14 protein-coding genes are annotated in these 19086 nt (G+C 58.4%); 9 read left to right on the top strand and 5 right to left on the bottom strand.

The features are described from left to right. Positions 1-47: 47 nt before the first annotated feature. From AADJ11_RS00765 to nhaC, 4 genes are all read left to right on the top strand, one after another. Positions 48-227, top strand: coding sequence for a zinc-finger domain-containing protein (locus tag AADJ11_RS00765; protein WP_341232658.1), 180 nt, complete (start codon positions 48-50; stop codon positions 225-227). A gap of 35 nt (positions 228-262) precedes the next feature. Continuing rightward, a complete protein-coding gene (locus AADJ11_RS00770; protein ID WP_341232659.1) occupies positions 263-898 on the top strand; it encodes a TIGR02117 family protein in 636 nt (211 codons plus the stop codon). Positions 899-1024: 126 nt separating this feature from the next. Then, positions 1025-3823, top strand: a complete 2799-nt coding sequence (gene polA, locus AADJ11_RS00775; protein ID WP_341232660.1) for a DNA polymerase I — start codon at positions 1025-1027, stop codon at positions 3821-3823. A gap of 144 nt (positions 3824-3967) precedes the next feature. Then, on the top strand, positions 3968-5464 hold the full coding sequence (nhaC, locus tag AADJ11_RS00780; RefSeq protein WP_341232661.1) for a Na+/H+ antiporter NhaC: 1497 nt from the start codon (positions 3968-3970) through the stop codon (positions 5462-5464). A gap of 60 nt (positions 5465-5524) precedes the next feature. Here the strand turns inward: nhaC and AADJ11_RS00785 are convergent, their stop codons facing one another. From AADJ11_RS00785 to AADJ11_RS00795, 3 genes are all read right to left on the bottom strand, one after another. Next, positions 5525-5758 (bottom strand): DUF2798 domain-containing protein, encoded by a 234-nt coding sequence (locus AADJ11_RS00785; protein WP_341232662.1) that lies wholly within the window; start codon positions 5756-5758, stop codon positions 5525-5527. Beyond that, entirely contained in the window at positions 5755-6510 is a 756-nt protein-coding gene (locus AADJ11_RS00790) for a TIM barrel protein (protein WP_341233636.1), read from the bottom strand. The genes AADJ11_RS00785 and AADJ11_RS00790 overlap by 4 nt, the downstream gene beginning before the upstream one ends. 74 nt (positions 6511-6584) lie before the next feature. Further along, positions 6585-7163 (bottom strand): DUF1285 domain-containing protein, encoded by a 579-nt coding sequence (locus AADJ11_RS00795; RefSeq protein ID WP_341232663.1) that lies wholly within the window; start codon positions 7161-7163, stop codon positions 6585-6587. Positions 7164-7233: 70 nt separating this feature from the next. Between AADJ11_RS00795 and AADJ11_RS00800 the strand changes: the two genes are divergently transcribed. From AADJ11_RS00800 to AADJ11_RS00820, 5 genes are all read left to right on the top strand, one after another. Beyond that, positions 7234-8241: a MoxR family ATPase gene (locus AADJ11_RS00800; protein WP_341232664.1), complete on the top strand. Its 1008-nt coding sequence runs from the start codon at positions 7234-7236 to the stop codon at positions 8239-8241. Continuing rightward, entirely contained in the window at positions 8238-9122 is an 885-nt protein-coding gene (locus tag AADJ11_RS00805; protein WP_341232665.1) for a DUF58 domain-containing protein, read from the top strand. Before AADJ11_RS00800 ends, AADJ11_RS00805 begins: the two co-directional genes overlap by 4 nt. Continuing rightward, positions 9119-11881: a DUF4159 domain-containing protein gene (locus AADJ11_RS00810; protein ID WP_341232666.1), complete on the top strand. Its 2763-nt coding sequence runs from the start codon at positions 9119-9121 to the stop codon at positions 11879-11881. The genes AADJ11_RS00805 and AADJ11_RS00810 overlap by 4 nt, the downstream gene beginning before the upstream one ends. After that, positions 11878-13923, top strand: coding sequence for a hypothetical protein (locus AADJ11_RS00815; RefSeq protein WP_341232667.1), 2046 nt, complete (start codon positions 11878-11880; stop codon positions 13921-13923). The genes AADJ11_RS00810 and AADJ11_RS00815 overlap by 4 nt, the downstream gene beginning before the upstream one ends. A gap of 98 nt (positions 13924-14021) precedes the next feature. After that, the gene (locus tag AADJ11_RS00820) at positions 14022-16193 is read left to right on the top strand and encodes a response regulator (RefSeq protein WP_341232668.1); all 2172 of its coding nucleotides are present in this window, start codon (positions 14022-14024) and stop codon (positions 16191-16193) included. Here AADJ11_RS00820 and yaaA read toward each other — a convergent pair. Both yaaA and recQ read right to left on the bottom strand, forming a co-directional pair. After that, positions 16178-16957, bottom strand: a complete 780-nt coding sequence (gene yaaA, locus AADJ11_RS00825) for a peroxide stress protein YaaA (protein ID WP_341232669.1) — start codon at positions 16955-16957, stop codon at positions 16178-16180. The two genes, AADJ11_RS00820 and yaaA, sit on opposite strands and share 16 nt — an antisense overlap. Before the next feature lie 30 nt (positions 16958-16987). Then, positions 16988-19033, bottom strand: a complete 2046-nt coding sequence (recQ, locus tag AADJ11_RS00830; protein WP_341232670.1) for a DNA helicase RecQ — start codon at positions 19031-19033, stop codon at positions 16988-16990. Between the last annotated feature and the right edge of the window lie 53 nt (positions 19034-19086).

Consider the following 19086-nt stretch of genomic DNA (forward strand, 5'->3'; position numbering starts at 1 on the left):
CTTGGTTTGGTCATAACGATAGCGCATCCAAAGCCAAGGACGACCACATGACATTGCAAGCCCCAGAAACCCGCATCGTGAACACATGGCGCGTCGCGTGCGACGGCGGCGAAGGCGCTTTGGGCCACCCCCGCGTCTGGCTGCAAATCCCGCACGACAAGGGCTGGGTTGAATGCGGCTATTGCGACTGCAAGTTCATCCATTCAGATTTTGAGGGTAAGGTCTGACGAAACCCGCAAGATGGCTGGGTGTTGCGGCACTGGTGCCCACCCTCTATCTGATGGCCGCCATTTATGGCGCGATTATCCCCGGAAGCGCGGTGCCTGACACCGCTGAAAAGACACGCAGTATTTTGCTGGTCAGTGGCTCGATCCATTATGATCTGGTGCTGCCGCTTGACGACATGACCCTTGAACGTTTCGCCCCGCTGGCCGCCAAGGGCATTTGGCTGGATCATCCTTCTGCGGAGTGGCTGGTAGTTGGCTGGGGAGCACAGCATTTTTACACGCAGACCCGCGCCTCGACCGATCTGGGCCTATATGCGCTGTGGCGCGGGGTTGTCGGGGACAGCTCTGTTTTGCGCTTTGATATCGCGGGCGCGCTACCTGATGATCTGGATGCAAGACGCCTTGCCCTCACCGACCGAGAATACGCAACCTTGCTGGATGAGGTTTGGGGCAGTTTGACGACCGGTGCCGATGGCTTGCCGATTGGTACCGACGTGGATGGTTTCAATCAAACCGATGGCTTTTTTGCGGCCAAGGGGCGGTTCAACATTCTGCGCACCTGCAATGTTTGGATCGGTGACAAGCTGCGTGCCGCAGGGCTGCGGTTCGGCATTTGGACGCCAATGCCCCTGTCGGTCAGCCTGTCCTTTGATCTGTACCAAGCGGAATGAGGCACGGGCTGGACGCTCCGCGGGGAGTTTATTTGGCAAAATGAAATAGGGGCCGGAGCAGAATGGCGGCTGGCAGCCGCGGATGCTTCGTGGCAAAAGGGGGCAATCACCAAGGGGAGCACTGATATGTCCGGCACATTTGGCAAGGGTCACCATCTGCATCTGATCGACGGATCGGCGTTTATTTTTCGCGCCTATCACGCGCTGCCCCCGCTGACCCGCAAATCGGACGGATTGCCCATTGGCGCGGTCGCCGGATTTTGCAACATGTTGCACCGCTATGTGGAAGGGAATACCGGACCGGATGCCCCGACCCATGCCGCCGTGATCTTTGACAAGGGCAGTCATACGTTTCGCAATGATATGTATGATCTGTACAAGGCCAACCGCGAGGCCATGCCCGAGGATTTGCGCCCCCAGATCCCCCTGACCCGCACCGCGACAGAGGCCTTTAATATCGCCTGCAAGGAAAAGGAAGGCTTTGAGGCCGATGATATCATCGCGACCTTGGCGGTGCAGGCGCGCGCTGCTGGCGGGCGCTGTACCATTATCAGTTCGGACAAGGATTTGATGCAACTGGTCGGCGATGGCGTGGAAATGCTGGACGCCATGAAAAACAGAACCATCGACCGCGAGGGTGTGTTTGAGAAGTTCGGCGTTTATCCTGAACGGGTCGTCGATGTGCAGGCATTGGCGGGCGATTCCGTCGATAACGTGCCCGGCGCGCCGGGTATCGGCATCAAAACGGCTGCATTGCTGATCAACGAATATGGCGATCTGGATGCTTTGCTCAAGCGCGCCGAAGAGATTAAACAGCCCAAGCGGCGCCAGACCTTGATTGACCACGCCGACCAAATCCGCCTGTCGCGTAAGCTGGTGTTGCTAGACGAGAACACGCCGTTGGACTTTACGTTGGATGATCTTGAGGTGCGGGAACCCGACGCAGACAAGCTGCTGGGCTTTTTGGCCGACATGGAATTCCGCACCCTGTCCAAGCGCGTGGCGGAGGTGTTGGGTAAAGAGGCCCCGGTAATTGAGGAACCGAAGGTCGTTGAAAACGGTGTCGAAGTGGCGGAAGTCCCCTTTGACAAGGCAAATTACGAACAGGTGAGCGACGCCAAGGCATTGCAAACCTGGATCGACCGGATTTACGAGTTCGGCTATGTCGCGGTGGATACCGAGACGACCGGCCTTGATGAAATGGTCGCGGATTTGGTGGGCATTTCGCTGTGCGTTGAACCGGGCAAAGCCTGTTATATCCCGCTGATCCACAAAACCCATTCCGCAGATGATTTGTTCGGCTCGGACGATCTGGCCGAGGGGCAGATGCAGACCGAGGAAGCCCTGCGGATGCTGACGCCGATGCTGACCGACCCGTCGATCATCAAAATCGGCCAGAATATGAAGTATGACAGCAAAATTTTCGCCCAAGTCGGCATTGCGGTCGCGCCGATTGATGACACGATGTTGATGTCCTATGCGATGCATGCCGGGCTTCATGGTCACGGGATGGATACGCTATCGGAACGCTATTTGGGCCACACGCCGATCCCGATTAAACCGCTGCTGGGGTCTGGCAAATCCGCGATCACCTTTGACAAGGTGCCGCTTGCCGATGCGGTGCCCTATGCCGCTGAAGACGCCGATATCACATTGCGACTGTGGCAGCTTTTCAAACCGCAATTGCACCGCGTGCAGGTGACCAAAGTTTATGAAACGCTTGAACGGCCCCTGGTGCCAGTTTTGGCCGCGATGGAACGGTCGGGCATCAAGGTGGACCGCGACACCCTAAGCCGGATGTCCAATGCCTTTGCCCAAAAGATGGCTGGCTTGGAAGACGAGATTTACGAGATGGTCGGGCGCAAGTTTAATGTCGGATCGCCAGCTCAGGTGGGCGAGGTTCTGTTTGACGACATGGGCCTTGAGGGCGGCAAAAAGGGTGCCAACGGGAAATATTCGACCGGTGCGGACATTTTGGAAGACCTTGCCACCGAACATGATTTCCCACGTCGCATTCTGGATTGGCGGCAACTGTCCAAGCTGAAATCGACCTATACCGACGCGCTGCAAGAGCATATCAACAAAGACACCGGCCGGGTTCATACATCCTATTCAATCGCCGGCGCATCGACTGGCCGATTGGCATCGACAGATCCCAACCTGCAAAACATCCCGATCCGGTCCGAGGAAGGCCGCCGCATCCGCGAGGCGTTCGTTGCCGAAGAAGGCAAGGTTTTGGTCGCACTCGATTATTCCCAGATCGAACTGCGCATTCTGGCCCATATTGCCAATATCCCTGCGCTAAAGCAGGCTTTCAAAGACGGTCTAGACATCCACGCCATGACCGCATCCGAGATGTTCGATGTACCGTTGGATGAAATGACGCCGGATGTGCGCCGTCAGGCCAAGGCGATCAACTTTGGTGTGATTTACGGCATTTCCGGCTTTGGTCTGGCGCGTAACCTGCGCATTCCACGCGCCGAAGCGCAGGGATTTATTGACCGCTATTTCGAACGTTTCCCCGGCATTCGGACCTATATGGACGACACCAAAGCATTCGCCAAAGAGCACGGGTATGTTCAGACCCTCTTTGGCCGCAAGATCAACACGCCCGAGATCGCTGCCAAAGGGCCGCGCGCTGGTTTTGCCCAGCGCGCCGCGATCAACGCCCCGATCCAAGGGACTGCCGCCGATGTCATTCGCCGCGCCATGATCCGCATGCCTGACGCGATCAAGGACATCCCCGCAACCATGCTGCTGCAGGTTCACGATGAACTGCTGTTCGAGGTGGAAAAGGGTGCCGAGGACGATTTGATCAAGGCGGCCCGCGATGTGATGGAGAATGCAGCCGACCCCGTGGTCAAGCTGGATGTGAAGCTGACCGTCGATGCCGGTGTGGGCGCGAATTGGGCCGAGGCGCATTAAATTGCGCCCGGTCATACGGAACTGAACCCGCCTTAGAACGTTCCTTTCAGAAGTTTTTTGGAACCTATGGGCGGGTTCGTTCATTTTTCCCGTAATTAGTGCGCCTTCCCTGTGAAGCGCCGCCAATAATAATACGAGGGAACAATGGACACAAAAAATCTACCATCACTGCCTTTGGCGCTGTTACCGGTTGTCTTAACCTTGGGCCTTTTGGCGCTTCAGCTTTTTTATTACGGTGACTTCACCCCCCACATCCCATTGATCATCGGCCTTGCCATTACGTCACTGCTGGGGGTCATGCGCGGGCAAAAATGGATGGACATACGCGAGGGCGTGTTTCACGTGATCCATGTTTCCTTGCCATCCTTGGCCGTCTTGATCGTTGTCGGCATGATCATCGGCGTTTGGATCGCATCAGGCACTGTTCCCACGCTTATCTACTATGGCCTTACATTGCTGAGCCCGTCGATATTTCTGGCAGCGGCGATGATCCTTTGCGCCGTTGTCTCGCTCTCATTGGGGACAAGCTGGGGCACGGTCGGGACCATCGGCTTGGCGCTGATGGGCATTGGCGCGGGTTTTGGTATTCCGGCCTATTGGACAGCCGGTGCCGTCGTCTCGGGCGCGTTCTTCGGCGATAAAATCTCGCCGCTGTCTGACACCACAAACTTGGCACCTGCGGTCACCGGCACGAATGTGTTCGACCACATTAAGAACATGTTACCCACCACGATCCCAGCCATGGTCATCGCGCTGGTGATCTATATCTCAGTCGGTTTTATGTTGATCGATGGCTCGGCTGGCGACGTTACCAGCATTCAGCAAATTACATCGGGGTTGGATGCACGGTTTAATCTGGGTGTCGTTCCCCTGATCCCCGCTTTGATTGTCATTGTCTTGGCCTTAATGAAACAGCCGCCCCTTCCGTCGTTGTTCGCCGGTGTTCTTGCCGGCGCTTTGATCGCGATTTTCTGGCAAGGCGCGGGCGTCCACGACGTATTTGCCTTTGCCCAATCAGGGTATTCGATTGATACCGGCATCGCTGACATCGATAGCCTGCTAAACGCGGGCGGCATTCAGTCGATGATGTGGACAATTTCACTGATGCTGATCGCGCTTGGTTTTGGCGGGGCGCTTGAACGCACCGGCTGCCTTGAGGCGATTATCATGGCAATTGTCAGCCGCGTGAAGACTTTCGGCGCGGTCCAAAGCTCTGCCATTGGGACGGCATTTGCGACCAATATGGTTGCGGGCGATCCCTATATCTCGATCGCGCTGCCCGGCCGCATGTATGCGCCGCTATACCGTGGGATGGGGTATTCGACCCTGAACCTTAGCCGCGCCGTAGAAGAAGGCGGCACGCTGATGAGCCCGCTTATCCCATGGAACGCTGGGGGTGCATTTGTGATCTCGGCACTTGGGCTTGGGGTGATGGATGGCAATCTGACCAACCTTCTGTACATCCCGCTTGCTTTTGCATGCTGGACTGCCCCGTTGATCGGCGTGTTTTACGCGCTGACGGGCCTGTTCTCGCCCCGTGCGACAGATGCAGACCGGGCAGAGTGGGACAGATCGGGCGAAGATGTCATGGACCTTGGCGATCACGAACTGGCCTATGAGGAAGAACCAGCACAAGCCTGATCCATCTGGGCACTTGTAGTAAGGGGCCGCAGCATTCTGGGAGCTGTGGCCTCTCGCATCTTAGGCAGGCCCGTCCTTGATCAATTTCGCGACGATGCGCCGCGTTATGGGGGCCACGACCAAAACAGTGGGGAAAGCCACCAGCCAGCTGGTGATCCACGCACCGATCCACAAGCCAAATGATCCCTCTGCCAGCCCCGCCGTGCGCATGATCGCGATCCCCGAGACGATAAGGGACATGAGCCCCGAAAGGATAAATCCGAAAACGACGGGTGCAAATCTTGCCGGTATCATAGCATTTTCATCCAGTTCAGGCTGTCTTCGGTCTTGGGGCCTGGGGTGTACTCCCCACTGATCCAGCCATCATAGCCCACGCCCGCCATCGCCGTAAACAGACCCGCAAAATCGATATCACCGCTTCCGGGCGTGCCCCGATCCGGGCTGTCACCGATCTGGACATGCACAATATCAGAGCGATAGGTTTCAAAGGTTTCAATCGCATCACCATGGATCATCTGCGCATGGTAGCTGTCATATTGCAGGCCGACATTCTTAGCCGAGACTTCATCAAGCACCCGTTTGGCCAACCCATAGTCGTTCAAAAAATAACCCGGCATCGCCACAGGATTTAACGGCTCGATTGTCAGCGTCAGGCCGTCGGGCGCGGATTTCGCTGCCCAGACCAGATTTCGGCAAAATGTTTCAAACGCCGCGTCCCCTTGGGCATTGCCAGCCATCACATGCACAAACCGCGCATCAAGCGCCTCGGCATAGCGAAAAGCGCGTACCATATCCTTGCGAAACGTCTGGACATACTCAGGCACTGCTGCGAACCCACGCGGCTGCCCGGCGGGGGCCAACGGCGGCGCATTGATCAAGATCAGCTCCAATCCATTGGCTGCACAGGCAGCTTTGGTATCGGCCACTGGCACGTCATAAGGAAAGAGCACCTCGACCGCCTTAAACCCCGCCTGCGCCGCAGCGTAGAACCGATCCAGATAAGGCAACTCTTGCCACAAAAGGCTTAAATTCGCGGCAGGTTTCATGCGTCTAAGGCTCGCTTTATGTTGCATCCGCCTTTGTTAGCAAAACCCCACGGAAAGGCAAACGCGACGTGCGGCTATTCAGGTAATTCGCTTGAGGGGATAAGCCCGAAAAACTGCCCGCTCGACCAAACGCCAAACCAGCCGTCGTGATGTTCACCCAGATCCACAAGCCGGTAAAAGCTTTTGCGATCTATCAGCGCCTCTAGATTGCGGCGCACACGGACATAGGGCGATGGCTCTCCGGTCTCGGAATCGCGCACAACACGGATCGGCAGAGCCTCACCAGCGGTCGCGATGTCATCAAGGTTGGTCTGAAAGGTAATCTTCTGTTCGCGTCCTTCGCCTTCAACCTCGAAATCAATGGCAACGAATGGCGCATCTTCGACGCGAATCCCAACCTTTTCCACGGGCGTAACCAGAAAGTATTTATCGCCCTCACGTATCAAAATTGACGCAAACAGCTTGACCAAACCGCGCCGTCCAATGGGCGTGCCCTCGTGAAACCACGTACCGTCGCGCTTGATCTCCATGTCGATGTCACCGCAAAACGGCGGGTTCCAGCTTTCTACCGGCGGCAATCCGCGTGTTTTTGCGGCAGAAACAGACGCAGCAAGGTCCGTCGCTGTTGGAGTCACGGTTTTTTGTCCACTCATTGCTTTTGCCATTTCCAGTTCACAAGATACACTTACATCTAACCTATATAAATCAGAGGACGCAAAAGTCATGACCGAAGCCAGCGATATGGTAGCAGATATTGAAGCACTCGGCGACAAGCTGGCACAGGCCAAAGCGTCGATTACTAATCGTTTTATCGGACAGGAACGCGTTGTCGACCTGACATTGGCAGCACTGCTGTGCGGCGGCCACGGTTTGCTGATCGGGTTGCCGGGTCTCGGCAAAACGCGTCTGGTCGAAACCCTAAGCACTGTGATGGGTCTGGATGGCAATCGCGTGCAGTTCACACCCGATCTGATGCCCGCAGATATTCTGGGGTCCGAGGTGTTGGATACCGCCGCCGACGGCAGCCGCGCGTTCCGTTTCATCGAGGGGCCGATATTCTGCCAATTGCTGATGGCCGACGAAATCAACCGCGCCTCGCCACGCACGCAATCGGCTTTGCTGCAAGCGATGCAGGAAAAAACCGTGACCGTCGCAGGCCAAGACCGCCCGCTTGGCGCGCCTTTTCATGTTTTGGCCACGCAAAACCCAATCGAGCAAGAAGGCACCTATCCCCTGCCCGAGGCACAGCTTGACCGTTTCCTTGTGCAGATCGACGTCGCCTATCCCGATCGCAAGACCGAGCGTGAAATTTTGCTGGCCACAACCGGCGAGGGCGATGCACAGGCGACTCAAGTGTTTACCGCAGAGGAGCTTTTGGCCGCGCAAGCGTTGCTACGCCGCATGCCTGTCGGTGACAGCGTGGTGGAATTGATCCTTGATCTGGTCCGCGCCTTCCGCCCGGACGAGGCCGACGCAAGCCCCCGTGTGCGCGAGACCGTCGCTTGGGGCCCCGGTCCCCGCGCGGCACAAGCGTTGATGCTGACGGTACGTGCCCGCGCCTTGTTGCAAGGGCGTTTGGCCCCCTCCGCCGAAGACGTAATTGATATGGCCCGCCCGGTCCTGAGCCACCGTATGGCGTTGAACTTTGCCGCGCGCGCACGTGGCGACAGCCTGAACGATCTGATCGACAGCACCGCGGCCAGCCTGACCGGTAAAAAGGCCGCAGCGTGATCACCCCTGTATCCCTTCGCGCAAAGGCCGAAGAACAGGCCGCGCGGTTTCCTGATCTCTTGGCGCGGGCGGAACACTTGGCCGGTGCTGTCTTGCTGGGGTCGCACGGACGACGGCGCGCGGGCGGTGGAGATGATTTTTGGCAATACCGTCCTGCGCAGACAGGCGACAGTCGCCGCCGCATTGATCACCGTCGTTCCGCACGGGGCGATCAGGAATTCGTGCGCGAACACGAATGGCAAATCGCGCAATCGGTCATGTTGTGGGTCGATCAAGGGGCATCGATGCGCTTTTCGTCGAACCCGAACCTGCCCCAAAAAGCGGACCGCGCACGGTTGCTGGGCCTCGCTATCGCGATCCTGTTGCAGCGCGGCGGTGAACGCGTCGGACTGACAGGAACCGCCTTGCCGCCACGCTCCGGCAGGCCGCAGTTGTTGCGGTTGGCCGAGATGCTGTCGCAAGACGATGCCGACGATTATGCCCCGCCCGAACACCGCGCAATGATCCCCCATGCGCGTGCCGTGTTTATCTCAGATTTCATGGGCGATCTTGACGGGATCACCCTTGCGCTAACCAAGGCCGCTGACCGGGGTGTTCGGGGGGTGTTATGCCACCTACTGGACCCGTCCGAGGAAGCATTCCCGTTTTCCGGCAGAACCATATTTGAAAGCGTTGGCGGCACGCTGCGTCACGAGACATTAAAAGCCAGCGATCTGAAATCCCGCTATCTTGAACGCCTTGCCGAACGCAAAGCCGAACTTCAGCGCCTGTGCGCGTTGACGGGTTGGCACTATGGCCTGCACCATACAAACGCCTCTGCCCAATCGGCCCTGTTATGGCTGTATTCGGCGCTGGATACGCGCGCGGGGGCGGCAGCATGACGGTTTTAGGCGGCATCGGGTTTTCGGCACCATGGCTTTTGCTGGGGCTCATTACGCTGCCCATTCTTTGGCTGATCCTGCGCGCTGTTCCCCCCGCACCGATCCGCCAACGTTTTCCCGGTGTTGCGTTGCTGTTGGGCCTGACCGACGACGAAAGCGTTTCTGACCGGACCCCGTGGTGGTTGCTGCTGTTACGCATGCTGGCCGTTGCCGCGATTATCATCGGGCTGGCTGGCCCCGTTTTGAACCCACAAGACCAACAGGCAGACGGCTCTGGCCCATTGCTGATTGTGCTGGATGGGTCATGGGCCGGGGCAACCCGTTGGCAGCAACAGTCGCAAGTCATCGACGCGCAACTGACCCGCGCCGCCCGCGCCAACCGGACAGTGGGTTTTCTGACCCTCACCCGCCCCGAGGAACCCGCATTCCAATCCGCAGATGTGTGGCGCACGCGACTTGCGGGTTTGCAGCCCGCCCCCTGGCAGCCATCAGACACTGATGTGATCCGCGCGATTGAGATTACCGAGACATTGGACGGCTTTGACACGCTTTGGTTCAGTGACGGTCTGGATTACACAAGCCGCCGCCCCATGCTGGACGCGCTTCAAAATCAAGGGTCGGTCGACGTCTATCAAACCGGTGCAAACGTGCTGGCGATGGCCCCCGCCAGCTATAAGGACGGTGCCATCACCCTGACCGTCAAACGTGCCATCGTGGGTCCCGCCCGCGAAGTTACGCTGAACGCCCAAGGCCGCGATCCGGCGGGGAACGCCCGCATCCTTGCCACTGTGCCCGCCCAGTTCGATGATGGTGCAACCGAAGCCTCTGCCGCGTTGTCCTTACCAGCCGAACTGCGCGCCCGGATCACGCGCTTTGATATCGCAGGGCAGCGGTCAGCCGGGGCGACGACGCTGGTAGACGACGGATTGCGCCGCCGCGAGGTCGCCCTGATTGCCGGCCGTGAAAACCGCGAGGGGCTAGAGCTGCTATCGCCCCTACACTACATCGAACGCGCCCTTGCTCCGACCGCAGATATTATTGACGGGTCCCTTGCCGATGTTCTGCCCGCCAACCCCGATGTGATCGTACTGGCCGACATCGCGACCCTGTCCGAGGCTGAACAAGCGCCCCTGCAAGAATGGATCGAGGCCGGGGGCATGTTGGTGCGTTTTGCGGGACCGCGCATTGCCGCCAGCGATATTTCCCGCGACACCGAAGACCCGCTAATGCCCGTGCGCCTGCGCGCCGGAGGCCGCAGCGTCGGCGGTGCCATGAGCTGGGGAGAGCCGAAATCGCTGGATAGCTTCCGCGAAACCTCGCCCTTCTTTGGGTTAGATATCCCCGACGATGTGGTCGTTTCTGCCCAAGTCGTCGCCCAGCCCGACCCGACCCTTGCCGACCGGGTCATTGCATCGCTTAGCGATGGGACACCGCTGGTGACACGCAAGGCACTGGGTCAGGGTCAAGTCGTCTTGTTCCACGTCACTGCAACCGCAGAATGGTCAACCTTGCCCCTGTCCGGCGTGTTCGTTCAGATGATGGAACGGCTGGCGATCTCCTCCTCTGCCGCGTCGGTTGAGGCACAGGATTTGCAGGGCACGACATGGACGCCGCTGCGCATCATGGATGGGTTTGGCCAGCTCAAAGACGCCGGCAACCTGCCCGGTGTTGATGGCGCTGATCTGGCATCAGCCGCCGCTGGCCCCGCGCTGCGGCCGGGCATCTATGCGTCAGGCGACCGCCGGATCGCCCGCAATGTGGTCACTGACGATATGCAGCTGACAGCGACCACTTGGCCCGCCGATGTGCCCGTGCATGGCCTGTACGTCGCGCCCGAAATGCCGCTGGCAGGTTGGCTGCTCAGCCTATCAATTTTGCTACTGCTGGCCGATGTGATCGCATCCTTGGCCCTGTCGGGACGCTTGTTGAAACGCAGCCATCTTGCGGCGATCCTCTTGGTTCCCATGATGCAATTCCCGGCCCCGGTTGATGCACAATCAGCAGATGACTTTGCCCTGAACGCCACGGCGGAAATGACGCTGGCCTATGTCATCACCGGAAACACGCCTGTTGATGAGCTGTCGGAGGCAGGATTGCGGGGGCTTTCCGATACCTTGTTTTTCCGCACATCGGTTGAACCCGCGAACCCCATCGGCGTGAACCTTGAGACTGACGAGCTGGCGTTTTTCCCGATGTTGTATTGGCCGATCACACCCGATCAACCCCGACCGTCAGGCGAGGCCTATGCGAAACTAAATGCCTATCTGCGGTCTGGCGGGCTGATCCTGTTCGATACCCGTGACGCTGATATTTCGGGCTACGGTGGGGCCAGCGCGAACGGTCGCAAGCTGCAAGACCTTGCGGCACCGCTGGATATTCCCCCGCTTGAACCGATGCCCACTGACCATGTGCTGACCCGCACCTTTTATCTGCTACAGGATTTTCCGGGCCGCTACGCAGGGCGCGATATCTGGGTCGAAGCGTCGCCACCCGATGCCGAACAGGTCGAAGGTATGCCCTTTCGCAACTTGAATGACGGCGTCACACCGGTTGTGATCGGCGGCAATGATTGGGCCGCAGCTTGGGCGGTTTCGTCCAACGGCGCGCCGATGGTGCCTGTGGGCCGTGGTTTTGGCGGCGAACGGCAGCGCGAACTGGCCTATCGCTTTGGCGTCAATCTGGTCATGCATGTGCTGACCGGCAATTATAAATCGGATCAGGTTCACGTGCCTGCGCTGTTGGATCGGCTGGGCCAATGACCTCAACCATCGTTTTTCACCCAATGATTTCGATGGCGTTGCTGGCCGTGGTTGGTGTGATCGCCCTTGCTGCGGTGATCTTGGCCGTGATGCGCGGGTTGCAGGGCTGGGTCTTGCGCGGGCTGGCCATGTTGGTCGTGCTTGCAGCGCTGTCTGGCCCGTCCTTCCAACAAGAAGACCGTGCGCCGCTGAGCGACATCGTGATCATGTTGGAAGACAACAGCGCCAGCCAAAAGCTAGGCGGGCGCGAAGAGCAAAGCACGCAGGCCGCCGACGCCTTGGCCGCGACGATCACAGCGCGTGACAACACCGAATTACGCCGCGTTCAGATCCCCGACGGCCCCAGCGATACTGGCACGCAGCTGATGACCGCGCTTGCGGACGCTTTGGCCGAAGAACCCCGCGCCCGGATCGCCGGCATTCTGGCGGTCAGCGATGGCCGCATTCACGATGCCGACCTGCCCGTTGATCTGCCGGCCCCGTTGCATCTGCTGATGACTGGCAAGGAAACCGACTGGGATCGCCGCCTGACCGTGCGCAACGCGCCTGCCTTTGCGATCATTGGCGAACCGGTCACCCTGACCTTGCGGATTGATGATCTGGGCGCGGCCCCCGATTTGGGCGGCCTTGCACAGCTGGACATATCCGTTGACGCCCAAGAGCCGCAGTCGTTTCGCGTACCCATTGGTCAAGACCTCGACCTGCCCGTCACGCTGCCCCATGGCGGGCGGAACGTGATCCGGTTTTCCCTGCCCGAAGCGGACGGGGAACTGACCGACCGCAATAACGCGGCGCTTATCCAGATGAACGGTGTCCGTGACCGCCTGCGTGTTCTGCTCGTCAGTGGCGAACCCCATCCCGGCGGGCGGACATGGCGCAACCTGTTGAAATCCGACAGCTCTGTCGATCTGGTGCATTTCACCATCCTGCGCCCCCCGGAAAAGCAAGACGGCGTGCCGGTTGATGAGCTGTCTTTGATCGCGTTCCCGACCCGCGAATTGTTCATGGAAAAGATCGATGATTTTGATCTGATCATCTTTGATCGCTACAAGCGGCGCGGCATCTTACCGGGGCTGTATCTGGAAAACGTAGCCAATTATGTGCGCCAAGGCGGTGCCGTTCTGGTGGCCGCAGGGCGTGACTTTGCAAGCGCCGACAGCCTGTTCCGGTCGCCCCTTGGCGCAGTTCTGCCCGCGACCCCGTCGGCCCGTGTGATCGAAGAACCGTTTCTGCCCCTCGTGTCCGATCTGGGTGATCGGCATCCCGTGACGGCCAACCTGCCTGGAAACGGCGATTGGGGCCGCTGGCTGCGCCAGATTGACGTCACCAACCCGAAAGGGTCGGTTGTAATGACCGGTCAAGATGACCGCCCCTTGCTGATTTTGGACCGGGTAGAAAAAGGCCGTGTGGCGCTGCTTGCCTCTGATCACGCGTGGCTTTGGAACCGTGGGTATGAGGGGGGCGGGCCGCAGCTAGAACTGCTGCGCCGTCTTGCCCATTGGATGATGAAAGAACCCGAACTTGAGGAAGAAGCGCTGACCGCCACTGCCGAGGGTCAAACCATGCGGATCATCCGCAGAACATTGGGCGACACCGTGCCCCCCGTGACAATCACTGCCCCTGATGGATCCACTGTCGAAATCCGGCTAACTGAAACTGCCCCCGGTGTATTCGAAGGGATGTTCGAGGGGCCAGAGATTGGGCTGTACCGCCTTGAGAACGGCGATCAGGTCAGCGTGATCGGCCTTGGCCCCGCCGCGCCACGTGAATTCGTTGATACGATTGCAAGCGGTGAAACCATGGCACCGGTACTGGCCGCAATGCGCGGCGGGGTGGCCCGCATCGAAGACGGCCTGCCCCGTATTCGCGAGGTAAGGGCCGGACGCCCCGCCGCGGGGCGCGGATGGATCGGCCTGACCCCGCGCGACGCGTATGAGACTCGTGATGTGCGGCAAACCCCGATCCTGCCCGCTTGGCTTGTCCTGTTGCTTAGCGCGGCACTGATCATCGCGGCGTGGCTGCGCGAAGGGCGGCGATCCTAACGCAAAACCGCACGCATCCGCGCAGGTCTTAAACAGTTGTTCACCTCGTTCGCTGAATGTCTGTCAGCAACCAGAACATCACGGATTCGGAGCGGGGCATGAACCTGGCAGACAAGCTGACGCAGGAACGGCGCGGACGTCTTGCAGCGGAGCGGATGCTTGAGCTGAAACAGGCCGAGCTATTTGCCGCCAATCGCAAGCTGGGTCTGCACGCGCAGAAACTGTCCGATGAAATTGTGGAAACCCGTGCCGAAGTTGAGAATATTCGCGGTGAAAACCAGCGGGTGAAATCCGATCTGAATGCTGCACGCGAAAAGATCGAACTGACGGAACGCAGGCTGTGGCAATCAATTGAAACGATCAAAGACGGTTTTGCATTATTTAGCGTAAACAACGAACTGATCATGGCCAACCGGTCTTATCTTGCGATCTTTGACGGGCTTGAACTGATCAGCCCTGGTGTCAATTACGTGACCATCCTGCAAGTGCTGACCGAAGAAGGGATCGTGAATACCGGCGATCTGTCGACCAAGAACTGGCGACGTCTGATGACAGAGCGGCTGCACGATTCCGACCCGGAACCCACGGTGATACAATTGTGGAATGGTCGGCACATCAAGCTTGTTGATCAGCGCGGGCCGAGCGGCGACATGGTTTCCCTCGGGCTCGATATTACCGCGACGGTGGAATACGAGCGACAACTGCAAGAGGCACGTGCGATTGCAGAAAGCGCCAGCCGCGCAAAATCGGCGTTCTTGGCCAATATGAGCCACGAAATCAGAACGCCCATGAACGGTGTGGTGGGCATGGCCGATGTTTTGCGCGACACCGAACTGACCGAAGACCAGCAATTGTACGTCGATACGATCAAAAACTCGGGCGAGGCGCTGCTCGTCATTATCAATGATGTTCTCGATTATTCGAAAATCGAGGCTAAAAAACTGGACCTTCATGTTGAGCCCTTTGATCTAGAGCGTGCGATCCAAGAAGTGATCATGCTTTTGCAACCGCTTGCCCGTGAAAAGGGGCTTGGGCTGGCGTTGGACTATGATCTGTTTATGCCCACGCATCTGATCGGCGACCCAGGACGTATCCGGCAGGTTTTGACCAATCTTATGGGGAACGCGGTAAAGTTCACCAGCGAAGGCCACGTTCTGGTGCGTGTCACGGGCGTACCGGACGCGGAAACCGGCAAGGTGATGGTCAAGATCGCGATTGAAGACACAGGCATTGGCATCGCACCCGCCATGATTGACCACATCTTTGGCGAATTTAATCAGGTCGAAAATGAACGCAATCGCAAGTTTGACGGCACCGGTTTGGGTCTGGCGATCTGTCAACGGCTGATCCAGATGATGGAAGGCGACATATGGGTCACCTCGCAAGAACAGGTTGGGTCCTGCTTCGGCTTTGAACTGCCGCTAAAGGCCGACGGCCAGATCAACACGGCGCACCCGCCCCTGCCGAGACATTTGCGCCATATCATGGTGGTCGAGCCTGAAACAATAAACCGCTCAATCCTGCTGAAACAGCTTGAGCAGCTGGGCCTCAAGGTCACGTGCTGCGACACGGCGGCAGCTGCACTGGAACAGGTCGGGCCCGACGTCGATCTTATCCTCGCCGATCACATCATGGCCGATATGGATGGTTTCGAACTTGCCGCCCAGCTGCGTGCGCGGAACCAGCAGTGCGATATTATCATCGTCAGTTCGAACTCCGCACTGGCAGATAATGATCCGGCCCGTAAACTGGTCACATCCGTTCTGAAAAAACCGATCCCGCGCAGTGACTTGCTGGCGCAATTGGCAACGGTCTGCACCCCGTTCAGCGCAACCGGCCAGAATGAACCACGAAGAATGCGTATCTTGGCCGCCGAAGATAACAAAACCAACCAGCTTGTTTTCTGCAAAATGATCCAACATCTGGATGTGGATCTAAAGCTGGCCAACAACGGCGAAGAAGCCGTTGCGCTGTTCGAGAGTTTTGAACCCGATATGATTTTTATGGATATCTCGATGCCAAAAATGGATGGCAAAGAGGCAACCAGCGCCATTCGCAAGCTTGAAGAGAAGACGAACCGCCGCTGCCCTATCGTAGCACTTACGGCACATGCCATGACCGGCGATGATACAGGCATCTTGGCCGCTGGACTAGATCACTACCTAACAAAGCCGCTGCGCAAACCTGACATTACCGCAAAAATTCAGGCGCATCAGCCGGAAAACACGGTGCCGCTACTTCTCGAAGACAGCCATCAGGAAGCGGGATAATCCCGCAAGAATACCGGCTTCTCAGCTGTCGACAGGTCTTTTTGCCATTCATACCCGCCGATATCGAAATCGCGCAGCGCTTCTGGATCTTTCAAGCGGTTCTGAATAACGAACCGCGCCATCGCTCCGCGGGCTTTCTTGGCGTAAAAGCTCACGATCTTGGGGCCTTTTCCGTCGCCTTTATCCTCCATGAACTGGGGGGTAATGACGTCCAGCTTTAACGCCTTCAGGTCGACCGCGCCGAAATACTCCTGGCTGGCACAGTTGATCAACGCGCGGCTGCCCGTCGTCTCAGCCTGCTCATTCAACGCCTGAGAAAGCTGTGCCCCCCAATATTCATACAGGTTTTTGCCCCGCTCTGTTTTCAGCCTGCTGCCCATTTCAAGGCGATAAGGCTGAATGCCATCCAAGGGGCGTAGAACACCGTAAAGCCCTGAAAGAATGCGCAAATGCTCTTGGGCATATGTTAGCTCGTCTGCTTCAAGGCTCGTCGCCTCAAGGCCTTGATAGGTGTCGCCTGCAAATGCAAATGCTGCCGGGCGCAGGGCATCCGCATCGGGGGCGTCTTGATAGCTTGCAAAACGATCACGGTTCAGCTTGGCCAGATTATCACTCAGATGCATCAGCGATTTCAGATCACCCACGCTTAGATCACGCGCAGAGCGCACCAAATTTGCCGCGTCATCCAGCATATCCGGCGTCGTCATGGGCACATCACGTGCGTCCCAGTTCATCTTTTTGGCAGGCGAAATTACAACGAGCATGGTGATCCTCTTTTTGGCACACCCCGTGACTTAGCCCGCCTCCCTCAGAACGTCCAGAAATGCGGTGCCAAACCTTTCGGCGCGCTTGTCACCCAGCAGACGCTCAAGGGCAGTATCGTCGGCATTTCGCAGCTGCGCGACCTTGGCCAACAGCGACGCAGAACAGCTTAGCGGTTTTTCCGTGCCAGCCGCGCCGCGTGTCAATTCGGCTTGCACCTCTAGCAAGCGGTCATAGACAGTGCCTGCCTCACGCCCGGCCAGTTTGCGGCGGGTCGGGTGCATCTCTTCGGACGTCCCGTTGATCACATCCAGAAAAGCGCGCCCGTAGCTTTCCAGTTTTTTGGCACCAACACCGCCCACACGGGCCATAGCATCCAAACTGTCGGGCCGCTTTTCCGCCATTTCGATCAAGGTGCGGTCGTTAAAGATAATATAGGCGGGCACCTTCGCAGCCTCAGCCAAGCCGCGCCTTTTGGCTTTTAGCGCTGACAGCAACGGCGCGTCTTCTTCGCTGACCAGCATTTTTACAGCAGGGCGGCGCGTGGCACCGGCCGCGCGTATACTATCGCGGCGCAAGGAAATCTGCGCTTCGCCCCGCAAGATCGGCAATGCCGCATCCGTCATGCGCAGCGCGCCATGGCGTTCGGCATCAGGGCGCACCAGATCATGCCCCATCATTTGCCGGAACACGGCCTGCCACTCTCGCTTGTCATATTCAGTGCCCACGCCATAGGTCGGCAGGCTGGTATGGCCCCGTTCGCGGATTTTGTCCGTCTCGTTGCCCAGCAGAATATCGATCAGATGACCGGACCCAAACCATTCATCCGTGCGCAGCATGGCGGATAGCGCTTTGCGCACCGCGGTGGTCCCATCAAAAACATCCGCAGGCGTATCGCATAGATCGCACCGCCCGCAGGTGATCTCGGTCTCGTCAAAATACCCCAGCAAGGTTTTACGCCGACATTCCAACGCCTCCGCCAATCCTAACAGCGCATTCAGACGTCCATGATCGGCCGCGCGCCGTTCCGGTGGCGCGATCCCTTCGTCAATCTGGCTGCGGCGCAATCGAATATCATCCGACCCGAACAGCGTCAGCGTCTCGGCGGGCGACCCGTCCCGGCCTGCGCGGCCGATTTCCTGATAATATGCCTCGATCGATTTCGGCAGGTCTGCATGCGCGACCCATCTGATATCAGGCTTGTCGATCCCCATGCCAAATGCAACCGTGGCAACGACAATCAGCCCGTCTTCTTGCTGGAAACGCCGCTCGGCAATCCGGCGGTCTTCGGCCTCCATACCGCCGTGATAATGCAAGGCGACATGCCCCTCATCGCGCAAGGCCTTGGCAAGCCCTTCGGTCTTGGCGCGCGTCCCGCAATAGACAATGCCCGATTGCCCCTTGCGCGCTGCCGCGAAGTTCAGAATTTGCGCACGGGGGGAGTTTTTAGCCGCAAAGGCCAGATGGATGTTAGGCCGGTCAAAGCCGCGCAAAAATGCACGCGGTGCCGCGCCGTCAAACAGCTTTTGAACAATCTCGACCTGGGTTTCAGCATCTGCCGTCGCCGTAAAGGCCGCCAATGGCACGTTCAGGGCCCTGCGCAATTCCCCGATGCGCAGATAGTCCGGGCGGAAATCATGGCCCCACTGGCTGACGCAATGGGCCTCATCCACGGCGATCAGCGACACACCAACCCGCTTGAGCATGCCAATCACAGATCCCGCCGCCAGCCGTTCAGGGGCCATATAAAGCAGCTTTAGCGTGCCCGCCTCCAGCCCCTCCCAAACCGCATCGGTTTCCTCTGGCGTATTGCCTGACGTCAGCGCCCCTGCGCCAACGCCCAACTCCTGCAAGGCCCTGACCTGATCGCGCATCAACGCAATCAGCGGCGAGATCACGACCGTCACGCCATCGCGCAGCAGCGCAGGCATCTGAAAGCAAAGAGATTTGCCGCCACCCGTGGGCATGATGGCCAGCACGTTTTCGCCTGCAGTTACCGCCTCGACGATCTCTTGCTGGCCGGGGCGGAACCCGTCGAAACCAAATACGTCACGTAAAAGCGTGGCAGCGCCTGACATGGAAAACCTAACTATAATCTGCTCGTTAGGGGCAGACTCCCACACTCAGAAAC

It is taken from the genome of uncultured Sulfitobacter sp. (assembly GCF_964021855.1).
GTDB lineage: Bacteria > Pseudomonadota > Alphaproteobacteria > Rhodobacterales > Rhodobacteraceae > Sulfitobacter.